This is a genomic window from Streptomyces sp. NPDC102274 (assembly GCF_044766385.1).
Lineage (GTDB): Bacteria > Actinomycetota > Actinomycetes > Streptomycetales > Streptomycetaceae > Streptomyces.
This window is the reverse complement of sequence record NZ_JBIWLW010000001.1, coordinates 460544-479839: the sequence shown is the minus strand read 5'-3', so window position 1 is coordinate 479839 and position 19296 is coordinate 460544. Positions and strand designations below refer to the sequence as shown.

Genomic DNA, 19296 nt, shown 5'->3' with positions numbered 1-19296 from the left:
CCGGCTCACCTGCACTTGCGTCCGCCGTTGATGCAGTTCACGACCTTCTTCATCAGGTTGTCGTCGAAGACGTTGATGAAATCGCCGTGGTCGGTGACGGGCTTGTGCAGTTGCTCCGGGAAGGAGTCCACGGCGAAGCCGGGCCCCGGCGGTACGTCGTACACCACGCGCTGCTGGAGCTGCGGGATCGCCTTGAAACCGTTCTGGCAGCGGCCGTTCCCGTCGGCGAACGCCACATGGGTACGGTGGTTGGCGCTGTCGACGTTCTGGCCGTCCCAGCAACTCTGGAACGTGAAGCTGCGGACCACCTGGCTGCCCTCGGGGCAGATCGGGTATTTGTCCTTGAGCTGGCGGTCCTCGAATCCGGTGCAGCTCCATGAGGCGTTCGCATTGGCGTCGCCATTGGTGAATGCCTTGGCGTCACCGGTGATGATCCGCAGGAACCGCGGCATGGCGGTGACCTTGGACTTCGGGCTGCCGGCGAATGTCAGGGTCACCTGGGACGGCGTCTGGATCTCGCCGACATTTCCCTCCCTGCCGCCGCCGTCCGCATTGGCGTCGGCTTCGTCCTGGCCGTTCTGGAGACGCAGCACCGGCCAGTAATAGGTGGACTTGTCGCCCTGATTACGGCAGCTGGTCTCACCGGCGGCGAGAGAGTCGTCGGTCGCGAACGCGTCATTGGCCTGGTTGCCGACATAGTCGTGCATATGGTGAGCGCCATTGCTCACACCTGGCGCGACGATGACATTGTCCGAATTGAACTTTCCGGCCGCGTTGACCCCGCAATTGGTGCTGAAGGTGCCCTTCGAGCCGCCGCGCGCGGTTCTGGCCTTTTTGACATTGGGCTGGACGGTGGTGATGTCGACGAAGTCGGAGGCCTCGGGGCCGTTGCCGGCCTGGCCGCCACCGCTCTGACCACCGCCGTCCTGACCGCCGTCCTGACCGCCGTCCTGCCCGTCGCCCTGGCCGCCCTGGCCGGGGGAGGTGCCGGCCCGCAGGGTGCAGGGCGCGAGCCCCTCCAGCCCCTGCGGCCGCTCCGCCACCCTGCCGATCGAGAGGGCGATCCGCTCAAGAGTGGCCGCCCGCTTGTCCTTCAGTGGATTGAGAATCGCATTGTCGGCGAATCGCGGATCACGTTCGATCTGGGCCTTCTCATCGGCGAACCGTTTGTACGCCTCGGTGATCTGGCTGTCGATGAGGGCAAGATTCCGGTCGACCTCCGGACGCGCCGCCTCCGGAACATTCGTCAGCTGATCCTGGGTCGCCACATCCGGGCAGTCGATGGTCGACATCCACTGCCCGGTGTTCTGGGTCCGTGGAGCGGACCGGTTGGACTCGCCCTCACCCGCGGATGCGTAGACATTGACCGCTACCAGCCCACCCCCGCCCAGGAGCAAGGCAGCCGAGGCGACAATCGCCCGGTTTGCCAGTGTGGAGCGTTTTCTCGATGTGCGTGGCATGGAACTCCTCAAGCTTCGTCGCCGGTTACGGGAAAGCGCGGCAGGGGAGAAGCGAAGCGCTCCGTTCCATACGGATCTCGGCCGAGGGGTGTTCAGCCGCCGGGGGAATTCATAGAAATCTCCAGCGCCAAACCGGGCGGATGCCCCCCAATCACCTGCCGTGGTCCAGATAGGCGAGAACCGCCAGTACCCGGCGGTTGTCGTCGTCCGACACCGGCAGATCCAGCTTGGCGAAGATGTTCGAGGTGTGCTTGGCCACCGCCCGCTCCGTGACGACGAGTTGGGCGGCGATGGCGGCGTTCGAGCGGCCCTGTGCCACCAGCTCCATCACCTCGCGCTCGCGCGGGGTCAGCCCGCCGATCGGCTTGTCCTGCGCCCGCCTGGAGAGCAACTGCGAGATCACCTGCGGATCCATCGCCGTACCGCCCGCCGCGACCCGGCGCACCGCGTCGATGAACTGGTCCGCGTCGAAGACCCGGTCCTTCAGCAGATAGCCGATGCCGCCGTTACCGTCCGCCAGCAGCTCGCGCGCGTACAACTGCTCAACGTGCTGGGACAGTACGAGGACCGGCAGACCGGGCCTGGCACGGCGCGCCGCGAGCGCGCACTGGAGGCCCTCGTCCGTGTGGGACGGCGGAAGCCGGACGTCGACCACGGCGACATCCGGCTCCAACTCCGCCAGGGCCCGGGTCAGTTCGGGCCCGCTCTCCACCGCTGCCAGGATCTCGAAGTCGTACGCCTCCAGCATCCGCACCAGACCGTCGCGCAGCAGGAAGAGATCTTCGGCTAGGACAACTCGCAAGGGATCTCCATGGTGACCATGGTGGGACCGCCCGCTGGACTGCTGACGGCCATGACGCCGTCGAATGTACCGAGTCGGCGTTCGAGCCCGCTCAGCCCCGAGCCGGTTCCGACCGCCGCGCCCCCGCCGCCGTTGTCCGTGACGGCGATCCGCAGCATCCCCCCGGAGTGCGAGATGTCGATCCACACCCGGTCGGCGCCCGAGTGCTTGACCACATTGGCCAGCGCCTCGCTCACCGCGAAGTACGCCGCCGACTCGACCGGGGCGGCGGCGCGGCCCGCCAGCTCCACCTGTACCTCGGTCCCCACCGGCAGCCGCAGCGCCAGCGCCTTCACGGCGTCCCCGAGACCGCGCTCGGCCAGTACGGGCGGATGGATGCCCCGGACGAGATCGCGCAGTTCGGTGAGCGCCTCGGCGGAGGACTGCCGGGCCTTGCCGATCAGCGCCTTGGCCTTGGCCGGGTCCTTCTCGATGAGCGCCTCGACGGTGCCCAGATCCATGCCCACGGCGACGAGCCTGGCCTGCGCCCCGTCGTGCAGATCGCGCTCGATACGGCGCAGTTCGGCGGCCGAGGTGTCCACGGCGTCGTGCCGGGACTCGGTGAGCCGCTCGATCCGCAGCGCCATCTCCTGGTCACTGCCGGGTGCGAGCAGCGCCTTGCTCAGCAGGAAGTGGCCACGCAGCAGATCGGCGTGGTAGCGCAGCCCGAGTCCGAACAGGACCGCGCCGAGGCCCGCCGCGGCGAGACCGGTCGCCTGGCTGCTGACCGGGACGAACCCGTACCAGTACCGGTCGTCCTCGAACACCCGCCACAGGCCCGCGGCGAGTACGAACCCCTCCACCGCGTAGCCGAGCAGACCGACTGTCAGCACGGCGGTGATGAAGCCCGCCGTCATGTCGACCAGCAGCCACTGGAGATCGCGCCAGGTGGCCGGATCCTTCAGCATCAGGGAGCAGCGCTCCACCCGGCCGGTGAAGCCGGTGCGCGCGTCCGGCGGGAAGGACCGGTACGGGACCGGGATCCGTACGTCCGACCACCGCGTGGCCAACAGCCGGCGCTGATTGGCATGCGCCCTGACCATCGTCAGTACCCAGGGCGTGGTGAAGATCCCGAACCCCAGCACGATGAAGACGAGGGAGAGCACCGTCAGTACGAAGAGTATGATCGATCCGGCGAGCGAGACGACGGCCAGCATCAGTCCTCGCCCGGCCGATACCAGCGGGCCCGGCCTCTTCGCAGTGCTGTCCATGGCGTTCTTCTCCCCTTCGCGGCCCGGACGGCCCGACGGCCCTCCGGCGGCCCGACCCCCGGACCTGGCACCAGTCTGACCTGCGCGGTCCGGCGGCGGCAGCCGGGCGGCCCCCGGTCCTGGGTGGTGCTGGATACACCCTGGTGGGCGCACCGGGATTGTCAGTGGTGCCTGGCACGATCGGTACTACGGGATGAGCGGGACATGGAACGACCGATGTGGAACGACCAGGGGGCAGACCATGGGCACGTGGGACACCGGCCACTTCGACAATGACGCCGCGGTGGACTTCTCGGCCGACTTGGACGAAGTGACCGTCGAGGAACGGACGGAGATCGTGCGGGCGGCGCTGCTGCGCGTGCTCGGTCCGGGTGGTGGGGACAGCGGGAATGGTGGGGACAGCGGGAACGATGGGGATGGTGGGTACGGAGCGGGGGGTCCGCTGGACGGTGGGGGTGGCGCGGGCGGTCCGCTGGACGGCGATGTGGGGGCGGCCGCCGTCGCCGCGGCCGCGCTGGTCGCCGCGCAGTGCCCCGGCGGGCCGCCCGTGGAGTCGGTGTACGGCCCGGAGGAGCCGCTGCCCCGGCTTCCCGAGGAGCTGAGGGAGCTCGCGCTCCTGGCCCTGGACCGGGTGGGCGCGGCCGGGTCCGAAGTGCGCGATCGCTGGGTCAAGGCGGACGGCGAGGACGGCGCGTGGCACCACGGAATCGCCGGGCTGCGGGGCGCGCTGACGGCGGCGACGGCGGAGCGGGCGGGGGACGGACCGGGGCCGGGGGCTCGCTGACACCGTGAGACCGGTCCGGTGGTCCGGGGGGACCCGGGCCGGTCTCACGGCCTCCGCCGTACAGGCCGTCCGGGCCGTACAAGTCGTCCGGGTCGTCCGGGCCGTACAAGTCGTCCGGCCGTAAAGGACTCAGCCCTGTGGGGACAGAACCTTGGCCTCCAGCTCCGGTGCCAGCCCCACCGGCGGACGGTCCGGGCGCTGGGGGGCCCGGCCGCCGATAGAGCCGAGCCAGGACCAGGTGTCCGCCACCGTCTCGGCCACCGGGCGGCAACGCAGGCCCGTGGCAAGGGCCTTGGAGACATCGCTGCCGTGCATGGTGTCGTGCATCTCGCCCGGCGGGATCCAGACCGGCAGGTCGGTCCAGGGCTCGATCCCCGCCGCGAGGATCGTCCCGGGGTCCGTCCAGCGCAGTTCGGCGTCGGATCCGGTGACGCGCACGCACGCGTCGAGCAGTTCACCCATGCTGGTGTGCCCGGCGGGGCTCACCAGGTTGTACGGGCCGCCCAGGCCGTCCCGTACGGCGTCCAGAGTCCATTCGGCGAGGTCACGCGCGTCGATGTACTGCAAGGGGTTGTCGCGCGGCCCCGGCGCCAGTACGGGGCCGCCCCGGGCGATCCGGCCCAGCCACCACGGCAGCCGGCCGATGTTCTCCCCGGGCCCGAGGATCAGCCCGGCACGGACCAGCAGGGCGCGGTCGCCGAAGACCGCCTCGGCCGCCAGCTCGCCGCCCCGCTTGTCCTGGGGGTACGCGGTCTGCCCGGCCGCCGCGGAGGCGCCCTCCACCAGGGGGCCGGCCTCGGGGAGCCCGGCCGGGGCGGGGCTCGCGTACACCGAGCGGCTGGAGACGTACGCATACCGCCCGACGCGGTCCGCCAGCAGCCGGGCCGTGGAGAGCACCGCCGACGGCGCGGCCGACCAGGTGTCGACGACCGCGTCCCAGGTGCCGGCTCCGTCCGAGAGGGCGCCGAGACCGCCGGGTGCGGTGCGATCGCCGCGCAGGGTGGTCACACCGGCGGGCGCTTCGTGACGGCCGCGGTGGAAGACGGTCACCCGCCAACCGCGGGCGAGCGCCGCCTCCGTGACCGCGCGGCCGACGAATTCCGTACCACCGAGGATCAGGAGTCTCATGGCATCGACTGTGCCCGCGCGCCCGCTTCGGGGACAGCCGAATTCGCTGCCAGAAGAATCGTTGATCCGGGATCTGCCGTACGCACCCGCGAGGATGGCAGCATGTGCGCACCATGACAGACGCCGGATCACCGATACGCGCCCTGCGGGCCGCCGCTTTCGCGGCGGTATGCGTGACTCTGGCGGCGATGGGGCATTCGTTCACATCCGGTCATGAGATGCCGCTCGGCGCGCTGTGGACGGCGTTCGGGGTGACCGCGGGCGTGGCCTGGCTCGCGGGTGGCCGGCGGCGCGGGTTCCACTCGATCGGGGCCGGGCTGCTCACCGTCCAGGGCGGACTGCATCTGATCTTCGCCGGAACGCTGCCGTTCGGCGGGTCCGGGGCACCGGACCACACACCTCATGGCGTCGACGGCGCCGCCGGTACCGGCACAGGCATGGACATGCGCGTCGGCGCGGGCACGGGCACGACCATGGGAGAGGACTTCGGAACCGGCGTTCTCCCCATCGACACCGCTGTCCCCTTCGGCCTGGACGGTCCGGTGGGGATGCTGGCCGCCCATCTCCTCGCCGCGGCCGTCTGCGCGCTCTGGCTGGCCCGGGGCGAGGCCGCGCTCTTCCGGCTCGCGACCGCCCTCGGCATCCTGGCCTTCTCCCCGCTCCGGCTGCTGCTGACCGCGGCCCGGCCGCCCGCCGGGCCACGGCCGGCGGGGGCGGTACGACCCGCCGCCGACGCTCCCGCGGCGCACCGCTTCCGGGGCGTCGTTCTCGCGCACACCCTGTCGCGGCGGGGCCCGCCCGCGCGTCCTGGGGCGTGTTGCGAAAGTCCCGCCTGGCTCGCGCTGCGGGCGGAAGGCGCTACTTTCGCACCACGCCCCAGCTTTCACGCGACGGCCCCGGCGACGGCCCTCATCACCACTGTCCGAACTTAGGCAGGCGGGCAGGGCGGGCCCGGGGTCCGCTTCCCCACGCCCACGCCAACTCCTAGGACAGTCATGGCCATTGACGACCCCGTACAGGGGCCCGAGACCGACGACCGGCCGACCACCCCCGCCGGCGAAGCACCGGAGACCGCGACAAGCACCGGCGCCCCCTCCGTCCGGAGTTCCCTGCGCCCCCTCGTGCTGCGGCTCCACTTCTACGCGGGCCTGCTCGTCGCTCCACTGCTGCTGATCGCCGCCACCACCGGATTCCTCTACGCGCTCTCCTTCCAGGCGGAGAAGGTCCTCTACCGCCACGAGCTGCGGGTCCCGGTCGGCGACCGTAGCCTCCCGCTCTCCGAGCAGATCGACGCCGCCCGCGCCGCCCGCCCGGACGGCACGGTCACCTCCGTAACCCTGCCCGCCGAGGACGACGCGACCACCCGCGTCCTGATGAGCACGCCCGACGCCGAGGAGAGCAAGTCCCTCGCCGTCTTCGTCGATCCGTACACCGCGGAGGTACGGGGAGAGCTGACCAGCTACGGCAGTTCGGGCGCCCTCCCGCTGCGCACCTGGACATCCGAGCTGCACCGCTATCTGCTGCTCGGCGAGCCGGGACGCGTCTACAGCGAACTCGCCGCCAGCTGGCTGTGGGTGGTGGCCCTCGGCGGCGTGCTGCTCTGGCTCGCCCGCAAACGCACCTCGAAGCGCGCGCTGCTCACCCCCGAGCGCGGGGCCACCGGCCGGCGCAGAACGCTCTCCCTGCACGGCTCCCTCGGACTGTGGGCCGTGACCGGGCTGGTGCTGCTCTCCGCCACCGGCCTGACCTGGTCGAAGTACGCGGGCGTGAACATCGGCTCGGTCAAGGACCAGCTGGGCGGTGGCACTCCCGTCGTCTCCGCCGCGCTCGAAGGGGGCACCGGCGGAGCGGGCGGCGGTGGCCACGAGGGGCACGAGTCGATGCCCGGTATGGAGAACATGCCCGGTATGGAGAACATGCCGGGGATGGAGGGCATGGCCCACGGGGACGTCGGTATCGATCTGGCGGTCGTCGCCGCCCGTCAGGCCGGTCTCGACGGACCGGTCTCGGTGACCCTGCCGACGGAGGGCAGCGGCTACGTGGTCGCGCAGACCGACAACCAGTTCCCGGTGCGGCTCGACTCCGTCGCCATCGATCCCGCCAACGGCATGGTCACGGACGAACTGCGGTTCGCCGACTACCCGTTGCTCGCCCAGCTCACCCGTTTCGGCATCGACGCCCACATGGGTCTCTTCCTCGGGGTCGTCAACCAGCTGGCACTCGCGGCGCTCGCCCTCTCGCTGATCCTCATCATCTGCTGGGGCTACCGGATGTGGTGGCTGCGCCGGCCCACCAAGGAGCGGAAGCTGAGCGCGGGCAGGGCGATACCGCGCGGTGCCTGGCGCAAGGTGCCGCTGACCGCGCTGCTGCCGCTCGCGGCGGCCGTGGCGCTGATCGGCTGGTTCCTGCCGCTGCTGGGCATCAGCCTGCTGGTCTTCCTCGTCCTGGACGGCCTGCTCGCCCTGCGGGCCCGCGTTCGCGCCCGTACGGCTCCTACGGCTCGTACCTGACGGGGTCGCGGGGGCCCCGCCGACGTCGGCATGGCCCCCGCCTCACCCCTCTCAGGGCGTGTACTTGTATCCGACCCGCCGTACCGTCTGGATGCTGTGGCGGTGGGCGGCCCCCAGCTTGCGGCGTAGCCGCGCCACATGGACATCGACGGTGCGGCCGTCGCCCACATGCCCGTAGCCCCAGACCGTGGTCACCAACTGGTCGCGGGTGTGCACCCGGTGGGGATGGGCCACCAGATGCGCGAGCAGCTCGAATTCGAGATAGGTGAGGTCCAGCTGCTTTCCGTCCACGACGGCGGTCCGCTGGACGCTGTCGATCGAGACGGGGCCGCTGTCGGCGCCCCGGGATCCGGCCCCGGCCCCCGCGCCGTCGGCGCCCGCGCCGGGGCCGCTGCCCGCGGTCTCCGTGGCGGCGAGGTACGGCGCCGAGGCCGCCGCCACGACCGCCGCGTGCTGATCGGCCGGTACGAGGACGAGATAGCCGACCATCGGCGGCTGTCCCGGCAGCGAGGGCAGGGCGTGCTGGGGCGCGGGCAGCCAGGTGGCGCCGGGCGGCAGGAAGTCCACGACCTGCCCGGCCGTGACCCCCGCCGGGAGATCCGGGAGCGCCGGGACGGCCGGCCGGGCGACCGGGGCGGTCTCGTCGCGGTCGACGGCCCGGAGCCGGTGCCGGCGCGGCGCGGCCTGCTTCTGGTTCGGTGCGGCTGCGGTGGCGGCTGCGGTGGCGGTCGCCGACGCGGACGCGGAGGAGAAAGGGCGGGGATTCGCCATGGGAGGTCAGCTCTTTCGCGCGGAGGATTCGTCGAATCGACAGGACGGACGGGACGTACGTCATGCGCGGCGGCCGAAGGCCGGAAAGAAGGCTTTAGAGGGCCGACGCGTTCCTCGCGCGGCAACACACCCGGTCGAAGTCGTGATGCTGCCGGGACGGCCAGAACGGCTCAAGGTCGAAACGACCTGTCGCGGGGTGCTGGAAGCTGGCCATGTCCCCATTGAAGCAGATGGCGGACGGGCGCAGCAGGTCCCTTTCGGCTGTCGATACGGCGCGGTCCCGTGACGGCCGACACAGTGAGGGGGTGCGGCGGTCCGCACCGTGACGGCCGGCTCACCGACGGGGGTGCGGGCCCGTGACGGCGAGGCTCACCGACGGAGGTGCGGGCCCGTGACGGCGAGGACAGCGCGGCGTGGCCGGACGCGACGAGGGGGCGACCGCCGGGTGGCGGCCGCCCCCTCGCGGAGTGCGGTGAGCCGAGAACGAGCCGACGGGTCAGACCTGGCCGGCCTTCTCCAGCGCGCCGCAGCAGGTGTCGACGATCAGCCGCGTCACCACATACGGGTCGACGTTGGCGTTCGGGCGGCGGTCCTCGATGTACCCCTTGCCCTCCTGCTCGACCTGCCACGGGATACGGACCGAGGCGCCGCGGTCGGAGACGCCGTAGCTGTACTCGTTCCACGGGGCGGTCTCGTGCAGACCGGTCAGCCGGTCGTCGATGCCCGCGCCGTAGTTCTTGACGTGGTCGAGCGGCTTCGAGCCCTCGCCGAGCGACTCGCACGCGGTGATGATCGCGTCGTACCCCTCGCGCATCGCCTTGGTCGAGAAGTTGGTGTGCGCGCCCGCGCCGTTCCAGTCGCCCTTCACCGGCTTCGGGTCGAGCGTCGCGGAGACCTCGAAGTCCTCGGCGGTGCGGTAGAGCAGCCAGCGGGCGATCCACAGCTGGTCCGCCACCTCCAGCGGCGCCAGCGGACCGACCTGGAACTCCCACTGTCCCGGCATGACCTCGGCGTTGATGCCGGAGATGCCCAGACCCGCCTTCAGGCAGTTGTCGAGGTGCGCCTCGACGATGTCACGGCCGAAGATCTCGTCCGAGCCGACACCGCAGTAGTAGCCGCCCTGAGCGGCCGGGAAGCCGCCCTCGGGGAAGCCCAGTGGACGGGCGCCCTTGAAGAAGGTGTACTCCTGCTCGATACCGAAGATCGGCTCCTGGGCGGCGAACCGCTCCGCGACATCGGTCAGCGCCGCACGCGTGTTGGACTCGTGCGGCGTCATGTCGATGTTCAGGACCTCGCACATGACGAGGACGTCGTCGCCACCCCGGATCGGATCGGGGCAGGTGAAGACCGGCTTGAGCACCCGGTCGGAGGCGTGGCCCTCGGCCTGGTTGGTGCTCGACCCGTCGAAGCCCCACACGGGCAGCTCCGCGCCGTCGTTGAGGATCTTCGTCTTCGAGCGCAGCTTGGCGGTCGGCTCGGTGCCGTCGATCCAGATGTACTCAGCCTTGAAGGTCACGGGCCTCATCCTTTGCGGGTGCAGCAGGTATGCCCCGAAGCTTCGCAATCCGTGATTTCCCGGCTGTTGCCCTTCCATGAACCACGCGTTACTCAGGTTTCCTTTGTTTCATTTCCCTTGTTTCAGCAGCGCGCCGAATCCGGCGGCGTGAATTCGGCGCACCTGTTCGGTGGGGGTGGTGCCCAGCGCCTCGGCAGTACAGTCCACACGCCAGTCGTGGGCCGCCGGCCGGCTCAGCAGATGGCCCCTTCTGAACTGCGCGTCCGACAGCCGGAACGTTCGGGGTGCGGCACGACGAAGGCGGCGGCGGGCGTTCGCCGGGGAGCGGCAGGACGGATCGCCGTCCACGAACCGCCGTACGCCAAATCCGTCCGCGTCGTATACGGGGTTCAGATGAACCACACTCGTCCTCCCCTCCTGGTCGAGCCGGGTGCGCCAGATCCGGAGCACCTCGCCCGCCGGCCCCGCAGGGGCGTTGTCCCAACCGTCCGAGACGTGAACGGCGGCTCGTAGAGCGTGCCCTGCTCGAAGTGGGCGCGGCCACTGCCCGAGCGGCCACCGGTTTTCGGCACCGCATCCGAAGCACTGCATCCGAAGCACCGCCTCCGACGAGCCGCCTCCGAAGAACCGCATCCGACGAACCGGCGCCGACTCGCTCTCCCCGTACCCGACTCCGGTCACGAGCACCGACACGGCACACTGGCCGTCATGAGCAAGCTACGCATCGGACTCCTCGGCACCGGCCCCTGGGCGGAGCGCACCCACGCTCCCGCCCTCGCCGCCCATCCCGGACTCGAACTCAGCGGCGTCTGGGGGCGGCGCCCCGAGGCCGCCGCGGCTCTCGCCGCCGCCCACGACACCACGGCCCACTCGGGCGAGGTCGGCCTCGACGCTCTCTTCGCCGAGAGCGACGCCGTCGCGTTCGCCCTGCCGCCGGACATCCAGGCACCGCTCGCGGCGCGCGCCGCCGCGGCGGGCTGCCATCTCCTCATGGACAAACCGGTCGCGACGACCGTGGCGGGCGCCCGCGAGGTGGCGGACGCGGCGGCGGCCACCGGGGTCGCGTCCGTCGTCTTCTGCACGCTGCGCTTCGCGGCGGGCACCGCGGGCTGGCTCGGCGAGCAGACCGCTAAGGGTGGCTGGTTCACCGCCCACGCGTTCTGGCTCGGCGCCCTCTACTCGCCGGGCGAGACCAGCCCGTACGCCGACTCCCCCTGGCGCCGCGACAAGGGCGGCCTCTGGGACGTCGGGCCGCACGCGCTGTCGGCGCTGATCCCGGTGCTCGGCGAGGTGACCGACGTGACGGCGGTACGCACCGAGCCGGACCTCACCCACCTGGTGCTGCGGCACGTGTCCGGAGCGGCCAGCTCGGTGGCGCTGAGCCTGAGCGCGCCGAAGGCGGGCGCGGGCACGGGGATCGAGCTGCGGGGCGAGCACGGCACGGCGGTGCTGCCGGGGGACTGGGGAGACCCGGTCACCTCGTTCGGGGCGGCGATCGACGCGCTGCTGGAGTCGGTCCGTACGGGGCAGCCACACGCCTGCGACGTACGGTTCGGGCTCCGGCTGACGGAGATCCTGGCGGAGGCGGAGCAGCAGCTGAACGCGTAGGTCCTGTTGCGAAGGTCGCGCCGGGGCCCGGCCGGTTGGTGAGGACCGGCCGGCCGGCTCCCGGCAGCGCGACGGAACAAGACCGGTCCGGACCTGTCCGATGCCCTGGATCCACCCGTCCCGATCTACCCGAACTACCCGATCTGTTCGATCCGGGCGTTGCGGATCAGGAACTTGCCCGGCTCGCGGACCTGCTCGAAGGCCGCGTCGTTCAGCAGGGCGCAGCTGCCCGACACCGACGTCACCCGCACCGTGGTGGACTTGTCGTTGTCGAGGTTGGTCACGCGGAGCGTGGTGCCCGCGGGGAACTGATTGCTGGAAGCGGCCGGGGCGCCCGCCTCGCCGGAGAGGGTGACGGTGGAGCCCGCGCAGACGACATCGCCCTCGGCCTGTGCGCCGGCCGTGGGTTGCGCCCCGGCCCCGTCATCCGCACCTCCGCCGCCGTCTCCGCCCTGACCGACCTGGCTGACCTCGCAGCCGGACGCCGCCTGCTTCCGCTTGATCTCCTCGATGACGGCGACCCGGTTGGCGATCCGCGCCTCGGACTGCGCGTCCGGGGCGGCCCGCTGCCCGGCGATGAAGCTCTCGTTGTTGCCCAGGGCCGTGGCCAGTCCGTCGCAGACCACCGACGCCTGGCTGGTGCCGGTCATCACCACCGCCGTACCGCCCACCAGCGCTGCCGCGCCGACGAGCAGGGCGAGCTTCTTCCGGCCGCTGAAGGTCTTCTTTCGGGACACGTGTGGGGGCTCCTGTCCCCGGCGCCGCGAACGGCGGCCGGTCGGGTTCCGTGTGCCGTTACGTACGAGCGGCGCGCCCGTTCGTCTCAACAGTCACCGCTGTGACGTGAACAACGCCCTCAACTCCCGCATCGCCCCCCAACTCCCCTTGTCCTGAATCGCGTTCACCTCCCCGGCGGCAGCGCCCGGCACAGCACGTCGAGCGCCCTCTCGTACCCGCGCTCCGGACGCGGTGATCCGCCGGTGGGGAACTGATGCGCCGGCGTCAACACTGAGCCTGCGAGGGGGTTCGTACCCCGGCGGCCGCGGCAGCGGACGCCGGGGCGGAAGAAGACCGTCAAATAGCCTCTGGCCAGGGGCGATTGTCAGTGGGGGGCGGTAAAATGGGGGTAGTTCGTGAGGGAACCACCACCGCGCCGGGAGGTCGCCGATGGCCGTTGCCACCATGCCGACGAAACCCTTCGAGAGTCAGCCAGCCCTCAAGCGCAAGCCACTGCCCGCGGGTCAGCCCCGTGAGTGGTACGAGACCCATAACCGCCGGCTCAAGGCCATGCGCCTCGCCATCGCCCTGCTCGACTCGGGCGTGTACCACCCGGCGAACGCGAACAACGGCAGGATACGGAGGACGGCGGCCCGGATCGGGATCCACCCGCCGTCGGACACCACCTGCCGCATGGTGCGAGCCCTGATCGGATAGCGCCTGTCCGGGGCCGGGCCCGGGGCCGCGTCCGGTCCGGCTCCTGGCCCGGGGCCGGGCGTTGTGCCCCGCCCGGCTTCCCTCCCACCGCTGGGAGAGGGAAGGGGGGCGGAGCGTCGTCGGTCCTGAGCGGTCAGGTCAAGGCCCGGCCGACGGTCGCTGATCGCCGGTCCGACGCCGACGCCACCGCACCTCGCCATCGTGTCGTTCACCGGTGGGCGTCAGCCCAACGGCCGCGGCGACGGCGGCCGATGCTCCATGGTCCGGATGGACATGAGCGACAAGGCTCCGGACGCCCTGCCCCTTCAGCCACCGTACGAGCCCCCGCGCCGCTTCGGTGGCGATACCGCGCCCCTGCCACGCCGTCCCCACGACCCAGGCGATCTCGGCGGTACGACCGTCACCGTCCGGGCCGATAGTGGCTTGTACGTAACCGACCAGCGAGCCCGCGAAAAACTCCACCGAGGACTCCACGGAGGACTCCGCCGAGCGCCGACCTTCTTGCGCCTCCTGCCGGATGCCGATCATCCAGTTGCACCAGACGACCTCCGGGTCGGGTGAGCCCGCGACCTGACGGGCGTAACGCGAGCGCAACTCCTCGACCGTCGGGGGTGCCCCACCGGTATAGGCGTACAGCGCCGGGTCGGAGAGTACGGCGGCCATCTCCTCGGCGTACGCGATACGGAGCGGCAGCAGTGTCAGCCGCTCGGTGTCGATGACCGCGGTACCGATGACCGTGTCACTGATCGAGGTCATGACGGCGCGACCGCGTGCAGCCGCCCGTGGCGGATCGCGAAGTGCGGCAAGGAGACGCCGAACATCTCCGCGATGGCGTCGAGACTCTCGTACTCGTCATCGGGATCCAGGGCCCAACTGCCTTCCGAACCAAGGCTTGAGCCCTCGTCGGAGTCGTCGTCCGAGCCCTCGTACGCGTTGTCGTACGCGTCCTCCTCGTCCCATCCGGGACCCGCGTCCGGGAAGAGATGCCCGGGGTCGAGCGCGTCGGGAATCTCCCCCCACTCCTCGGTCTCGCCGTCGCGCACGGTGAATCCGTACACGCGCTTCCCGTCCTCCGCGTAGGAGAAGTGGAAGGTGCCGGGGAGGGCCGCGGACCGGCCGCCGCGCTCGCACCACACCGTCACCGACTTCGTACCTCGCGACACCGCCTCACTCGGCGGCTCCGTACCGTTCCGCCCGCTCTCGAACGCGAAGCTCCAGCTCTCCGCGCCCGTTTCCCGACCTCCGCCCCGGTTCCCGTCCCCGTTCCCGTTCCCGCTTCCGTCCCCGCATGATCCGATACGTATCGCCTGCCCCGCCTCCGACTCGTCGCACGGTGCCAGCAGCGGTCCCTCGCCGATCCGTCCGGCCAGCTCCTCCGGCGAGACGCCGTGGACGAGGACGAAGCGGTAGGCATCCGGCGCCGGTGGCCGCGTGTCCTCGGCGAGCCAGCCGAGCCCGTCCGCTCTCGCCCGGGGAGCGTCCCGTTCTCCGCCGCCGGCCGTCGCGCCCTGGCCACCGGCACGGGGAGTCTCCAGGAGATACCGCCCGCGCTCCGCGGTGATCACCGGCCCGAGAAGGGGATCGGCGAGCAGTCCGACGGGAGCTATGTGCTCCTCGCCGTACGGCTCCCAGCCGGCCACGGCCGCCGCTACCGTGCGCCACGCGCCGTCCGTATCGCCCCACCGCGCCTGTTCGCGCGCCGAGGCGACCGCGTCGCCGAAGGGCCCGGGGGCCCCGTACCGGAAATTACGCTCATCGATCTCCCGCAGCAGGGCCAGCGCCCGCTTCCGGTCGTCCCCGTCATGATCGTGCCCATCGGAGGACCGGAGGAATTCCGCCTCGCCATGGCCCGCCCGCAGATGCTCCAGCGCGGCCAGCGGCAGAAGCTCGCGCGCGTACAGCGGATCGTCCACCCGCCCGACGACACAGGAAGCCGGCAATCCGCCGAGCCCGCCCCTGACCCCGCCCCCGCTCCCGCTGTTCAGCATCGCCTCCATCTGGACACGCAGCCCATGGGCGCGGGGCCGGCCGCACTCGGCGGCCTCGGTGAGCAGTTCGAGCGCGCCGTCGATGTCCTCACCGTCCAGACAGGCCAGCCGAGCCTCCTCGACATCGGCGTCCAGCTCGCGCGTCGTCTCGTTCGCGAACCCGGGCGTGCCCGCGTGAGCGCGGTGGAACTCCCGGAACAGGGTTTGCATGAGATCCATGAACGACCCGTGGCGCTCAGGCCGTTCGCCGCCCGCCCCGCCCCGGTGGAGATAGGCGGCCCACTCCCCGTTGGCGTCCGGATCGCCGGGGTCGAGGAGGACCTCGACCGTGTCCGGGGCGGTGGACAACCGCAGCGCTCTGCCCCACATACCGGCCCTCAGCGCCTCCTCCTCGGAGGCACGCTCGTCCAACGCGCCCTCGTGGACCGCCTGAAGGCCGTCCGGATCCCCGTACCAGTGCACGCCCTCCGCCGTGCCCACCCGGCTGGCAGCCGTCCCCGCGGGCCGCCACCCGTCGGTGGTCGCCAGAAACGAGCGGTATGTGGGCGGCAGCGTCACCCCCAACCGCTCCTCCAGCTCACTGATCCGGTCCTCCCCGGCGGCCGGGAAACCCAGCCACCGGTCCCGGAGGACCGGCTCGTCCACGTCTCCTCGCTCCCGCGCGTCGGGTGAGTCGAGCCAGTCCGCACTCCACCGCTCAAGGAAGGGGCGCCAGTTGTAGGTCTTCATGCGGTCATGGTGCCAGCGCCCACTGACAACGGACACCCGCCTCCGTCCGGACACCCGCCTCCGTCCGGACACCCGCCTCCGTCCGGACACCCGCCTCCGTCCGGACACAGAGCACGCCTCCCTCTTTGCGGAATCAGCAAGTTGGTTTGTCAAGGCGGCGGCGCGGGCGGACCATCTCCAGTGAACGGAGGTAATAGTGCGCATGAGTGATCAAACATGGCATAACGAGACCATCATCCCCGGGGCCGGGGAGCGCCGCCATGACGTCGTGGTCGTCGGCGGGGGAGCCGCCGGGCTGAGCGGAGCACTGTCCCTGGCGCGGGCACGGCGGTCGGTACTGGTGATCGACGGGGCCCGGCCGCGCAACGCCCCGGCGTCCCACGTCCACAACTTCCTGACGCGTGACGGCACACCCCCTGCGGAACTGCTGGCCGCGGGCCGCGAGGAGGTGACCGGTTACGGCGGCGAGATCATGGCAGGTGACGCCGTGGCGGCCGAGCGCCTGGAGACCGGCGGCTTCCGTGTCGCTCTGGCGGACGGGACGACCGTCCTGGCGCGGCGGCTGCTGGTGACCACCGGCCTGGTGGACGAACTGCCGCCGGTGCCGGGCGTGGCCGAGCGATGGGGACGCGAGGTGCTGCACTGCCCGTACTGCCACGGCTGGGAGGTACGCGACCAGCCGATCGGCGTCCTCGCCACCGGGCCGTTCGCCGCCCACCAGGCGCTGATGTGGCGGCAGTGGAGCAGTGAGGTGACGCTGTTCCTGCACACCGCGCCCGAGCCGGCCGAGGAGGAGTACGAGCAACTCGCCGCCCGCGACATCGCTGTGGTGGACGGCACGGTGACCGGCCTGGAGGTGACGGGCGACCGGCTCACCGGCGTCACCCTGGCCGACGGACGGACGATCCCCACCCGGGCCCTGGTGGTCACGCCGCGCTTCACCGCCCGCGCGGACCTCCTCACGAGTCTGGGCCTGGCACCCGTCGAACTGGAGAGGGGCGGCGAGGTGATCGGTACGCACATCGCCTCCGACCCGGTCGGGGCGACGGCCGTGTCCGGGGTGTGGGTGGCCGGCAATGTCACGGATCTGATGGAGCAGGTCGTGGGAGCCGCGGCCGCGGGTGTACGGGCCGCCGCGGCGATCAACGCCGACCTGACAGCGGAGGACACGCGCCGGGCTGTCGCCGCCCGCCGCGATCCCTTCTCCCCGAGGCGAGAGAGGGAGGCCGCGGAGCACCGCGCGCGTGGCGGCTCCGGGCACGGCCTCTGATCTCTGGGACCGCCGAAAGCGACCCGACCCGACCCGATCAGACCGAACCCCACCCCACCCCACCTCACCGAAGGAGAACACCCCGATGACGCTCGGTTGCACCCCGACGAGGCGTTCTGGGACACCCGCTAGGGCCTGTCTTCAAAGTCCCGCCTGCCCGGCGACCCCAACACCGTCCTGGTGCGGGAAGCCACCGGCCTGGAGGCGGGCAGCGCCCTGGATCCCGGCTGCGTTGCAGGCTGAGCGCGGCCCGCGGATACGGCCGTCGGCCGTGCCTCCAGCGAGCGGAGGGGCACGGCCGACGGCCCATGGACGGCTCGGGTGAGCGAAAACCAGCTCTGATCGAGGGCGTTCTTAAGTGTCGAAGTACAGCTCGACGCACGCTTCGACCCGCATAGATGTCCCGCTGGTGAGTGGACCGGTGCACAAGCGGTGCACATGGCCCGTGAGGCGGAGGGCTGGTGCACCACCATCCCGTATCCACTCGCTGCTGCCGGGACCGAGGAAGTCCCAAGTAGAGCTGTCTCTCTGGGGCGACCAGCCCATGGCCGGCGTATTCTCCGTCAAGTTCGGCGTGTCGGAGATGATCTACCGCCCGGGGGGGCACACGATCAACCGGACCAACCCTGGGCCGTGCGGGTCAGCTCTGACCGCCCTGACCGGCGCTACCGATCGGACCGACCTTCACCGGGGAGCCCGAACCGTCCGAGGCCGGCAGCGTCGCGGAGCCCGGCCACTCGAGCGAGAACGACTTCGTCTCGTCCGGCGGGGTCACCACAAGCCCCGTGACGCGGACGCCGGAGCCGCCCGACTCGTTGATCGGGTAGTTGATGCCGAAGAACGTCGACTCCCCGTCCTTGAGGATGGATGAGTCTGCCTGCTGACCAGTGCGCTCCGCGGACAGCGTCCCCGAGCTGGTCTTCAGGTCGACGCCCGCGTACGCGGACAGCACGCAGTCCCGGCCGCCGCCGTTCTTCAGCTCCACCGCGACGGTGCCCTCGGTGTCGCCGTCGATGGTGCTGTCCGCCGCCGTGATATCCAGATCGTCGGTGCGGCACTTGCCGACCTCGCCGTTCTCGTTGGAGCCGGTCCCAGCGGCCGTGCCCTGCCCGCCGGAGCTGTTCCCGGTGGAGTCCGTCCCGGCGGACTCCTTCCCACCGCCCTGATCCGAACCGGCGGCCGAGGGAGACGCGGTGGACGCCGCCGACGGGGCGCCCTGTCCCACGAGGTCCTCTTCGTTGCAGGCCGTGAGCGAGAGACTCGCGACAACGGCCAGGGCGGCGAAGGTCAGCTTGTGAACGCGCATCGTTTCTTCCTCAGTATCGGTCGGCGGTGCCGGCTGCTCGGTACGAGCGAGCGTTTCTGATCACCAGGACCCGCCCGGCCCGGCAGACCGTTGCACCCAACCGCCCCCTAATACATTGCTGTTACACGCACAGCCAGGCACACCAGGCAACCGCCACCGGGCACACCCCGCCCGCACCCGTCCCTCCCGCACCCCTGCGGTGACCCTCCCCCTGCCCCCCGTCCGGCCCAGGAAATGGGGCCCGCACACGGGTGCGCCGCACCGCTCCGGGGCGTGCCGCCGATGGGCCCGGACGGCGGTTCCGGCCGCCGCCGCGCACCATTTCGCGGCCGGCGCCCGCTGGGACAGACCCGTAACCCGGCGGATCTTGACCCCAACCGGTGCCATAGCCTCCGCAAGGGTCTCTGCGCGCCGGTGGTGCGGGCCCCGTGGACACGCGGTGAAGTTGTTGGACACGGCAGGGAGGTCGTCGAGGAAGTCGTACGTGCTCGTTCCGACCAGCGCCGCTCGCGAGGTTCCAGGGTCTGGCAATACAACAAATGAGGGCTGCCACCCCGGATGGAGGTGGCGGCCCTCACTTTGGGAAGACAAGTGTATTGGGATGGCCATGGCGTGGTGTTGACACCGACTCCCTTAATTGACCGTTGGAGTCTCTTCCTCGTGGGTCCGCGCAGACGTCTCGATGACATGCCTTGTGAGGCTCCTGAGAGCGTCTGCCTGCTGCTCTTGAGATCTGGCCG

At 71.1% G+C, this 19296-nt stretch carries 16 protein-coding genes and 1 pseudogene; 6 read left to right on the top strand and 11 right to left on the bottom strand.

Going from position 1 to position 19296, the window contains the following annotated elements; all coding sequences use genetic code 11:
- Positions 1 to 5: 5 nt before the first annotated feature.
- The 3 genes from ACIRQP_RS02200 to ACIRQP_RS02190 all read right to left on the bottom strand — a co-directional run bounded on the left by ACIRQP_RS02200 (position 6) and on the right by ACIRQP_RS02190 (position 3512).
- Positions 6 to 1460 (bottom strand): DUF1996 domain-containing protein, encoded by a 1455-nt coding sequence (locus ACIRQP_RS02200; protein ID WP_403881971.1) that lies wholly within the window; start codon positions 1458 to 1460, stop codon positions 6 to 8.
- Between the two features lie 151 nt (positions 1461 to 1611).
- Positions 1612 to 2262 carry a response regulator transcription factor gene (locus ACIRQP_RS02195; protein WP_365742719.1) on the bottom strand — a complete coding sequence of 217 codons (651 nt, stop codon included), beginning with the start codon at positions 2260 to 2262 and terminating at the stop codon, positions 1612 to 1614.
- Positions 2247 to 3512: a sensor histidine kinase gene (locus tag ACIRQP_RS02190; RefSeq protein ID WP_403881968.1), complete on the bottom strand. Its 1266-nt coding sequence runs from the start codon at positions 3510 to 3512 to the stop codon at positions 2247 to 2249. The genes ACIRQP_RS02195 and ACIRQP_RS02190 overlap by 16 nt, the downstream gene beginning before the upstream one ends.
- A gap of 241 nt (positions 3513 to 3753) precedes the next feature.
- Here ACIRQP_RS02190 and ACIRQP_RS02185 point away from each other — a divergent pair, with 241 nt between their 5' ends.
- A complete protein-coding gene (locus tag ACIRQP_RS02185) occupies positions 3754 to 4296 on the top strand; it encodes a DUF4259 domain-containing protein (protein WP_403881965.1) in 543 nt (180 codons plus the stop codon).
- Positions 4297 to 4425: 129 nt separating this feature from the next.
- Here ACIRQP_RS02185 and ACIRQP_RS02180 read toward each other — a convergent pair whose 3' ends face one another.
- Positions 4426 to 5424, bottom strand: coding sequence for an NAD-dependent epimerase/dehydratase family protein (locus ACIRQP_RS02180; RefSeq protein WP_403881962.1), 999 nt, complete (start codon positions 5422 to 5424; stop codon positions 4426 to 4428).
- Between the two features lie 113 nt (positions 5425 to 5537).
- Here ACIRQP_RS02180 and ACIRQP_RS02175 point away from each other — a divergent pair, with 113 nt between their 5' ends.
- Positions 5538 to 6356, top strand: coding sequence for a hypothetical protein (locus ACIRQP_RS02175; RefSeq protein ID WP_403882144.1), 819 nt, complete (start codon positions 5538 to 5540; stop codon positions 6354 to 6356).
- Positions 6357 to 6419: 63 nt separating this feature from the next.
- Positions 6420 to 7934, top strand: a complete 1515-nt coding sequence (locus ACIRQP_RS02170) for a PepSY-associated TM helix domain-containing protein (protein ID WP_403881959.1) — start codon at positions 6420 to 6422, stop codon at positions 7932 to 7934.
- A gap of 51 nt (positions 7935 to 7985) precedes the next feature.
- On the opposite strand, the gene ACIRQP_RS02165 is transcribed toward ACIRQP_RS02170, so the two are convergent.
- The 3 genes and pseudogenes from ACIRQP_RS02165 to ACIRQP_RS02155 form a co-directional block, all read right to left on the bottom strand.
- The gene (locus tag ACIRQP_RS02165; RefSeq protein WP_403881956.1) at positions 7986 to 8705 is read right to left on the bottom strand and encodes a winged helix-turn-helix domain-containing protein; all 720 of its coding nucleotides are present in this window, start codon (positions 8703 to 8705) and stop codon (positions 7986 to 7988) included.
- 496 nt (positions 8706 to 9201) lie between these two features.
- Positions 9202 to 10221 carry a glutamine synthetase gene (gene glnII / locus ACIRQP_RS02160; protein ID WP_403881953.1) on the bottom strand — a complete coding sequence of 340 codons (1020 nt, stop codon included), beginning with the start codon at positions 10219 to 10221 and terminating at the stop codon, positions 9202 to 9204.
- Positions 10222 to 10551: 330 nt separating this feature from the next.
- Positions 10552 to 10755, bottom strand: a pseudogene (locus ACIRQP_RS02155) (hypothetical protein); the annotation flags it as partial.
- A 174-nt stretch (positions 10756 to 10929) separates the two neighbouring features.
- Between ACIRQP_RS02155 and ACIRQP_RS02150 the strand changes: the two are divergent.
- On the top strand, positions 10930 to 11829 hold the full coding sequence (locus ACIRQP_RS02150; protein ID WP_403881951.1) for a Gfo/Idh/MocA family protein: 900 nt from the start codon (positions 10930 to 10932) through the stop codon (positions 11827 to 11829).
- A gap of 134 nt (positions 11830 to 11963) precedes the next feature.
- On the opposite strand, the gene ACIRQP_RS02145 is transcribed toward ACIRQP_RS02150, so the two are convergent.
- Positions 11964 to 12566 (bottom strand): hypothetical protein, encoded by a 603-nt coding sequence (locus ACIRQP_RS02145; RefSeq protein ID WP_403881948.1) that lies wholly within the window; start codon positions 12564 to 12566, stop codon positions 11964 to 11966.
- A 430-nt stretch (positions 12567 to 12996) separates the two neighbouring features.
- Here ACIRQP_RS02145 and ACIRQP_RS02140 point away from each other — a divergent pair, with 430 nt between their 5' ends.
- Positions 12997 to 13263, top strand: a complete 267-nt coding sequence (locus tag ACIRQP_RS02140; protein WP_365915807.1) for a hypothetical protein — start codon at positions 12997 to 12999, stop codon at positions 13261 to 13263.
- Positions 13264 to 13401: 138 nt separating this feature from the next.
- On the opposite strand, the gene ACIRQP_RS02135 is transcribed toward ACIRQP_RS02140, so the two are convergent.
- Positions 13402 to 14019 (bottom strand): GNAT family N-acetyltransferase, encoded by a 618-nt coding sequence (locus ACIRQP_RS02135; RefSeq protein ID WP_403881944.1) that lies wholly within the window; start codon positions 14017 to 14019, stop codon positions 13402 to 13404.
- Positions 14016 to 15980: an SMI1/KNR4 family protein gene (locus ACIRQP_RS02130; RefSeq protein WP_403881940.1), complete on the bottom strand. Its 1965-nt coding sequence runs from the start codon at positions 15978 to 15980 to the stop codon at positions 14016 to 14018. The genes ACIRQP_RS02135 and ACIRQP_RS02130 overlap by 4 nt, the downstream gene beginning before the upstream one ends.
- Positions 15981 to 16182: 202 nt before the next feature.
- On the opposite strand from ACIRQP_RS02130, the gene ACIRQP_RS02125 reads away from it, so the two are divergent.
- On the top strand, positions 16183 to 17250 hold the full coding sequence (locus ACIRQP_RS02125; RefSeq protein WP_403881938.1) for an NAD(P)/FAD-dependent oxidoreductase: 1068 nt from the start codon (positions 16183 to 16185) through the stop codon (positions 17248 to 17250).
- Between the two features lie 640 nt (positions 17251 to 17890).
- On the opposite strand, the gene ACIRQP_RS02120 is transcribed toward ACIRQP_RS02125, so the two are convergent.
- Positions 17891 to 18556: a DUF4232 domain-containing protein gene (locus ACIRQP_RS02120; RefSeq protein WP_403881935.1), complete on the bottom strand. Its 666-nt coding sequence runs from the start codon at positions 18554 to 18556 to the stop codon at positions 17891 to 17893.
- Positions 18557 to 19296 lie beyond the last annotated feature (740 nt).

Bases quoted from the DNA above. Each gene is read 5' to 3' on its own strand.
- ACIRQP_RS02200 (WP_403881971.1), bottom strand. From the start codon at position 1,460: ATGCCACGCACATCGAGAAAACGCTCCACACTGGCAAACCGGGCGATT.
- ACIRQP_RS02190 (WP_403881968.1), bottom strand. From the start codon at position 3,512: ATGGACAGCACTGCGAAGAGGCCGGGCCCGCTGGTATCGGCCGGGCGA.
- ACIRQP_RS02185 (WP_403881965.1), top strand. From the start codon at position 3,754: ATGGGCACGTGGGACACCGGCCACTTCGACAATGACGCCGCGGTGGAC.
- ACIRQP_RS02180 (WP_403881962.1), bottom strand. From the start codon at position 5,424: ATGAGACTCCTGATCCTCGGTGGTACGGAATTCGTCGGCCGCGCGGTC.
- ACIRQP_RS02175 (WP_403882144.1), top strand. From the start codon at position 5,538: ATGACAGACGCCGGATCACCGATACGCGCCCTGCGGGCCGCCGCTTTC.
- ACIRQP_RS02170 (WP_403881959.1), top strand. From the start codon at position 6,420: ATGGCCATTGACGACCCCGTACAGGGGCCCGAGACCGACGACCGGCCG.
- ACIRQP_RS02165 (WP_403881956.1), bottom strand. From the start codon at position 8,705: ATGGCGAATCCCCGCCCTTTCTCCTCCGCGTCCGCGTCGGCGACCGCC.
- ACIRQP_RS02150 (WP_403881951.1), top strand. From the start codon at position 10,930: ATGAGCAAGCTACGCATCGGACTCCTCGGCACCGGCCCCTGGGCGGAG.
- ACIRQP_RS02140 (WP_365915807.1), top strand. From the start codon at position 12,997: ATGGCCGTTGCCACCATGCCGACGAAACCCTTCGAGAGTCAGCCAGCC.
- ACIRQP_RS02135 (WP_403881944.1), bottom strand. From the start codon at position 14,019: ATGACCTCGATCAGTGACACGGTCATCGGTACCGCGGTCATCGACACC.
- ACIRQP_RS02130 (WP_403881940.1), bottom strand. From the start codon at position 15,980: ATGAAGACCTACAACTGGCGCCCCTTCCTTGAGCGGTGGAGTGCGGAC.
- ACIRQP_RS02125 (WP_403881938.1), top strand. From the start codon at position 16,183: ATGAGTGATCAAACATGGCATAACGAGACCATCATCCCCGGGGCCGGG.
- ACIRQP_RS02120 (WP_403881935.1), bottom strand. From the start codon at position 18,556: ATGCGCGTTCACAAGCTGACCTTCGCCGCCCTGGCCGTTGTCGCGAGT.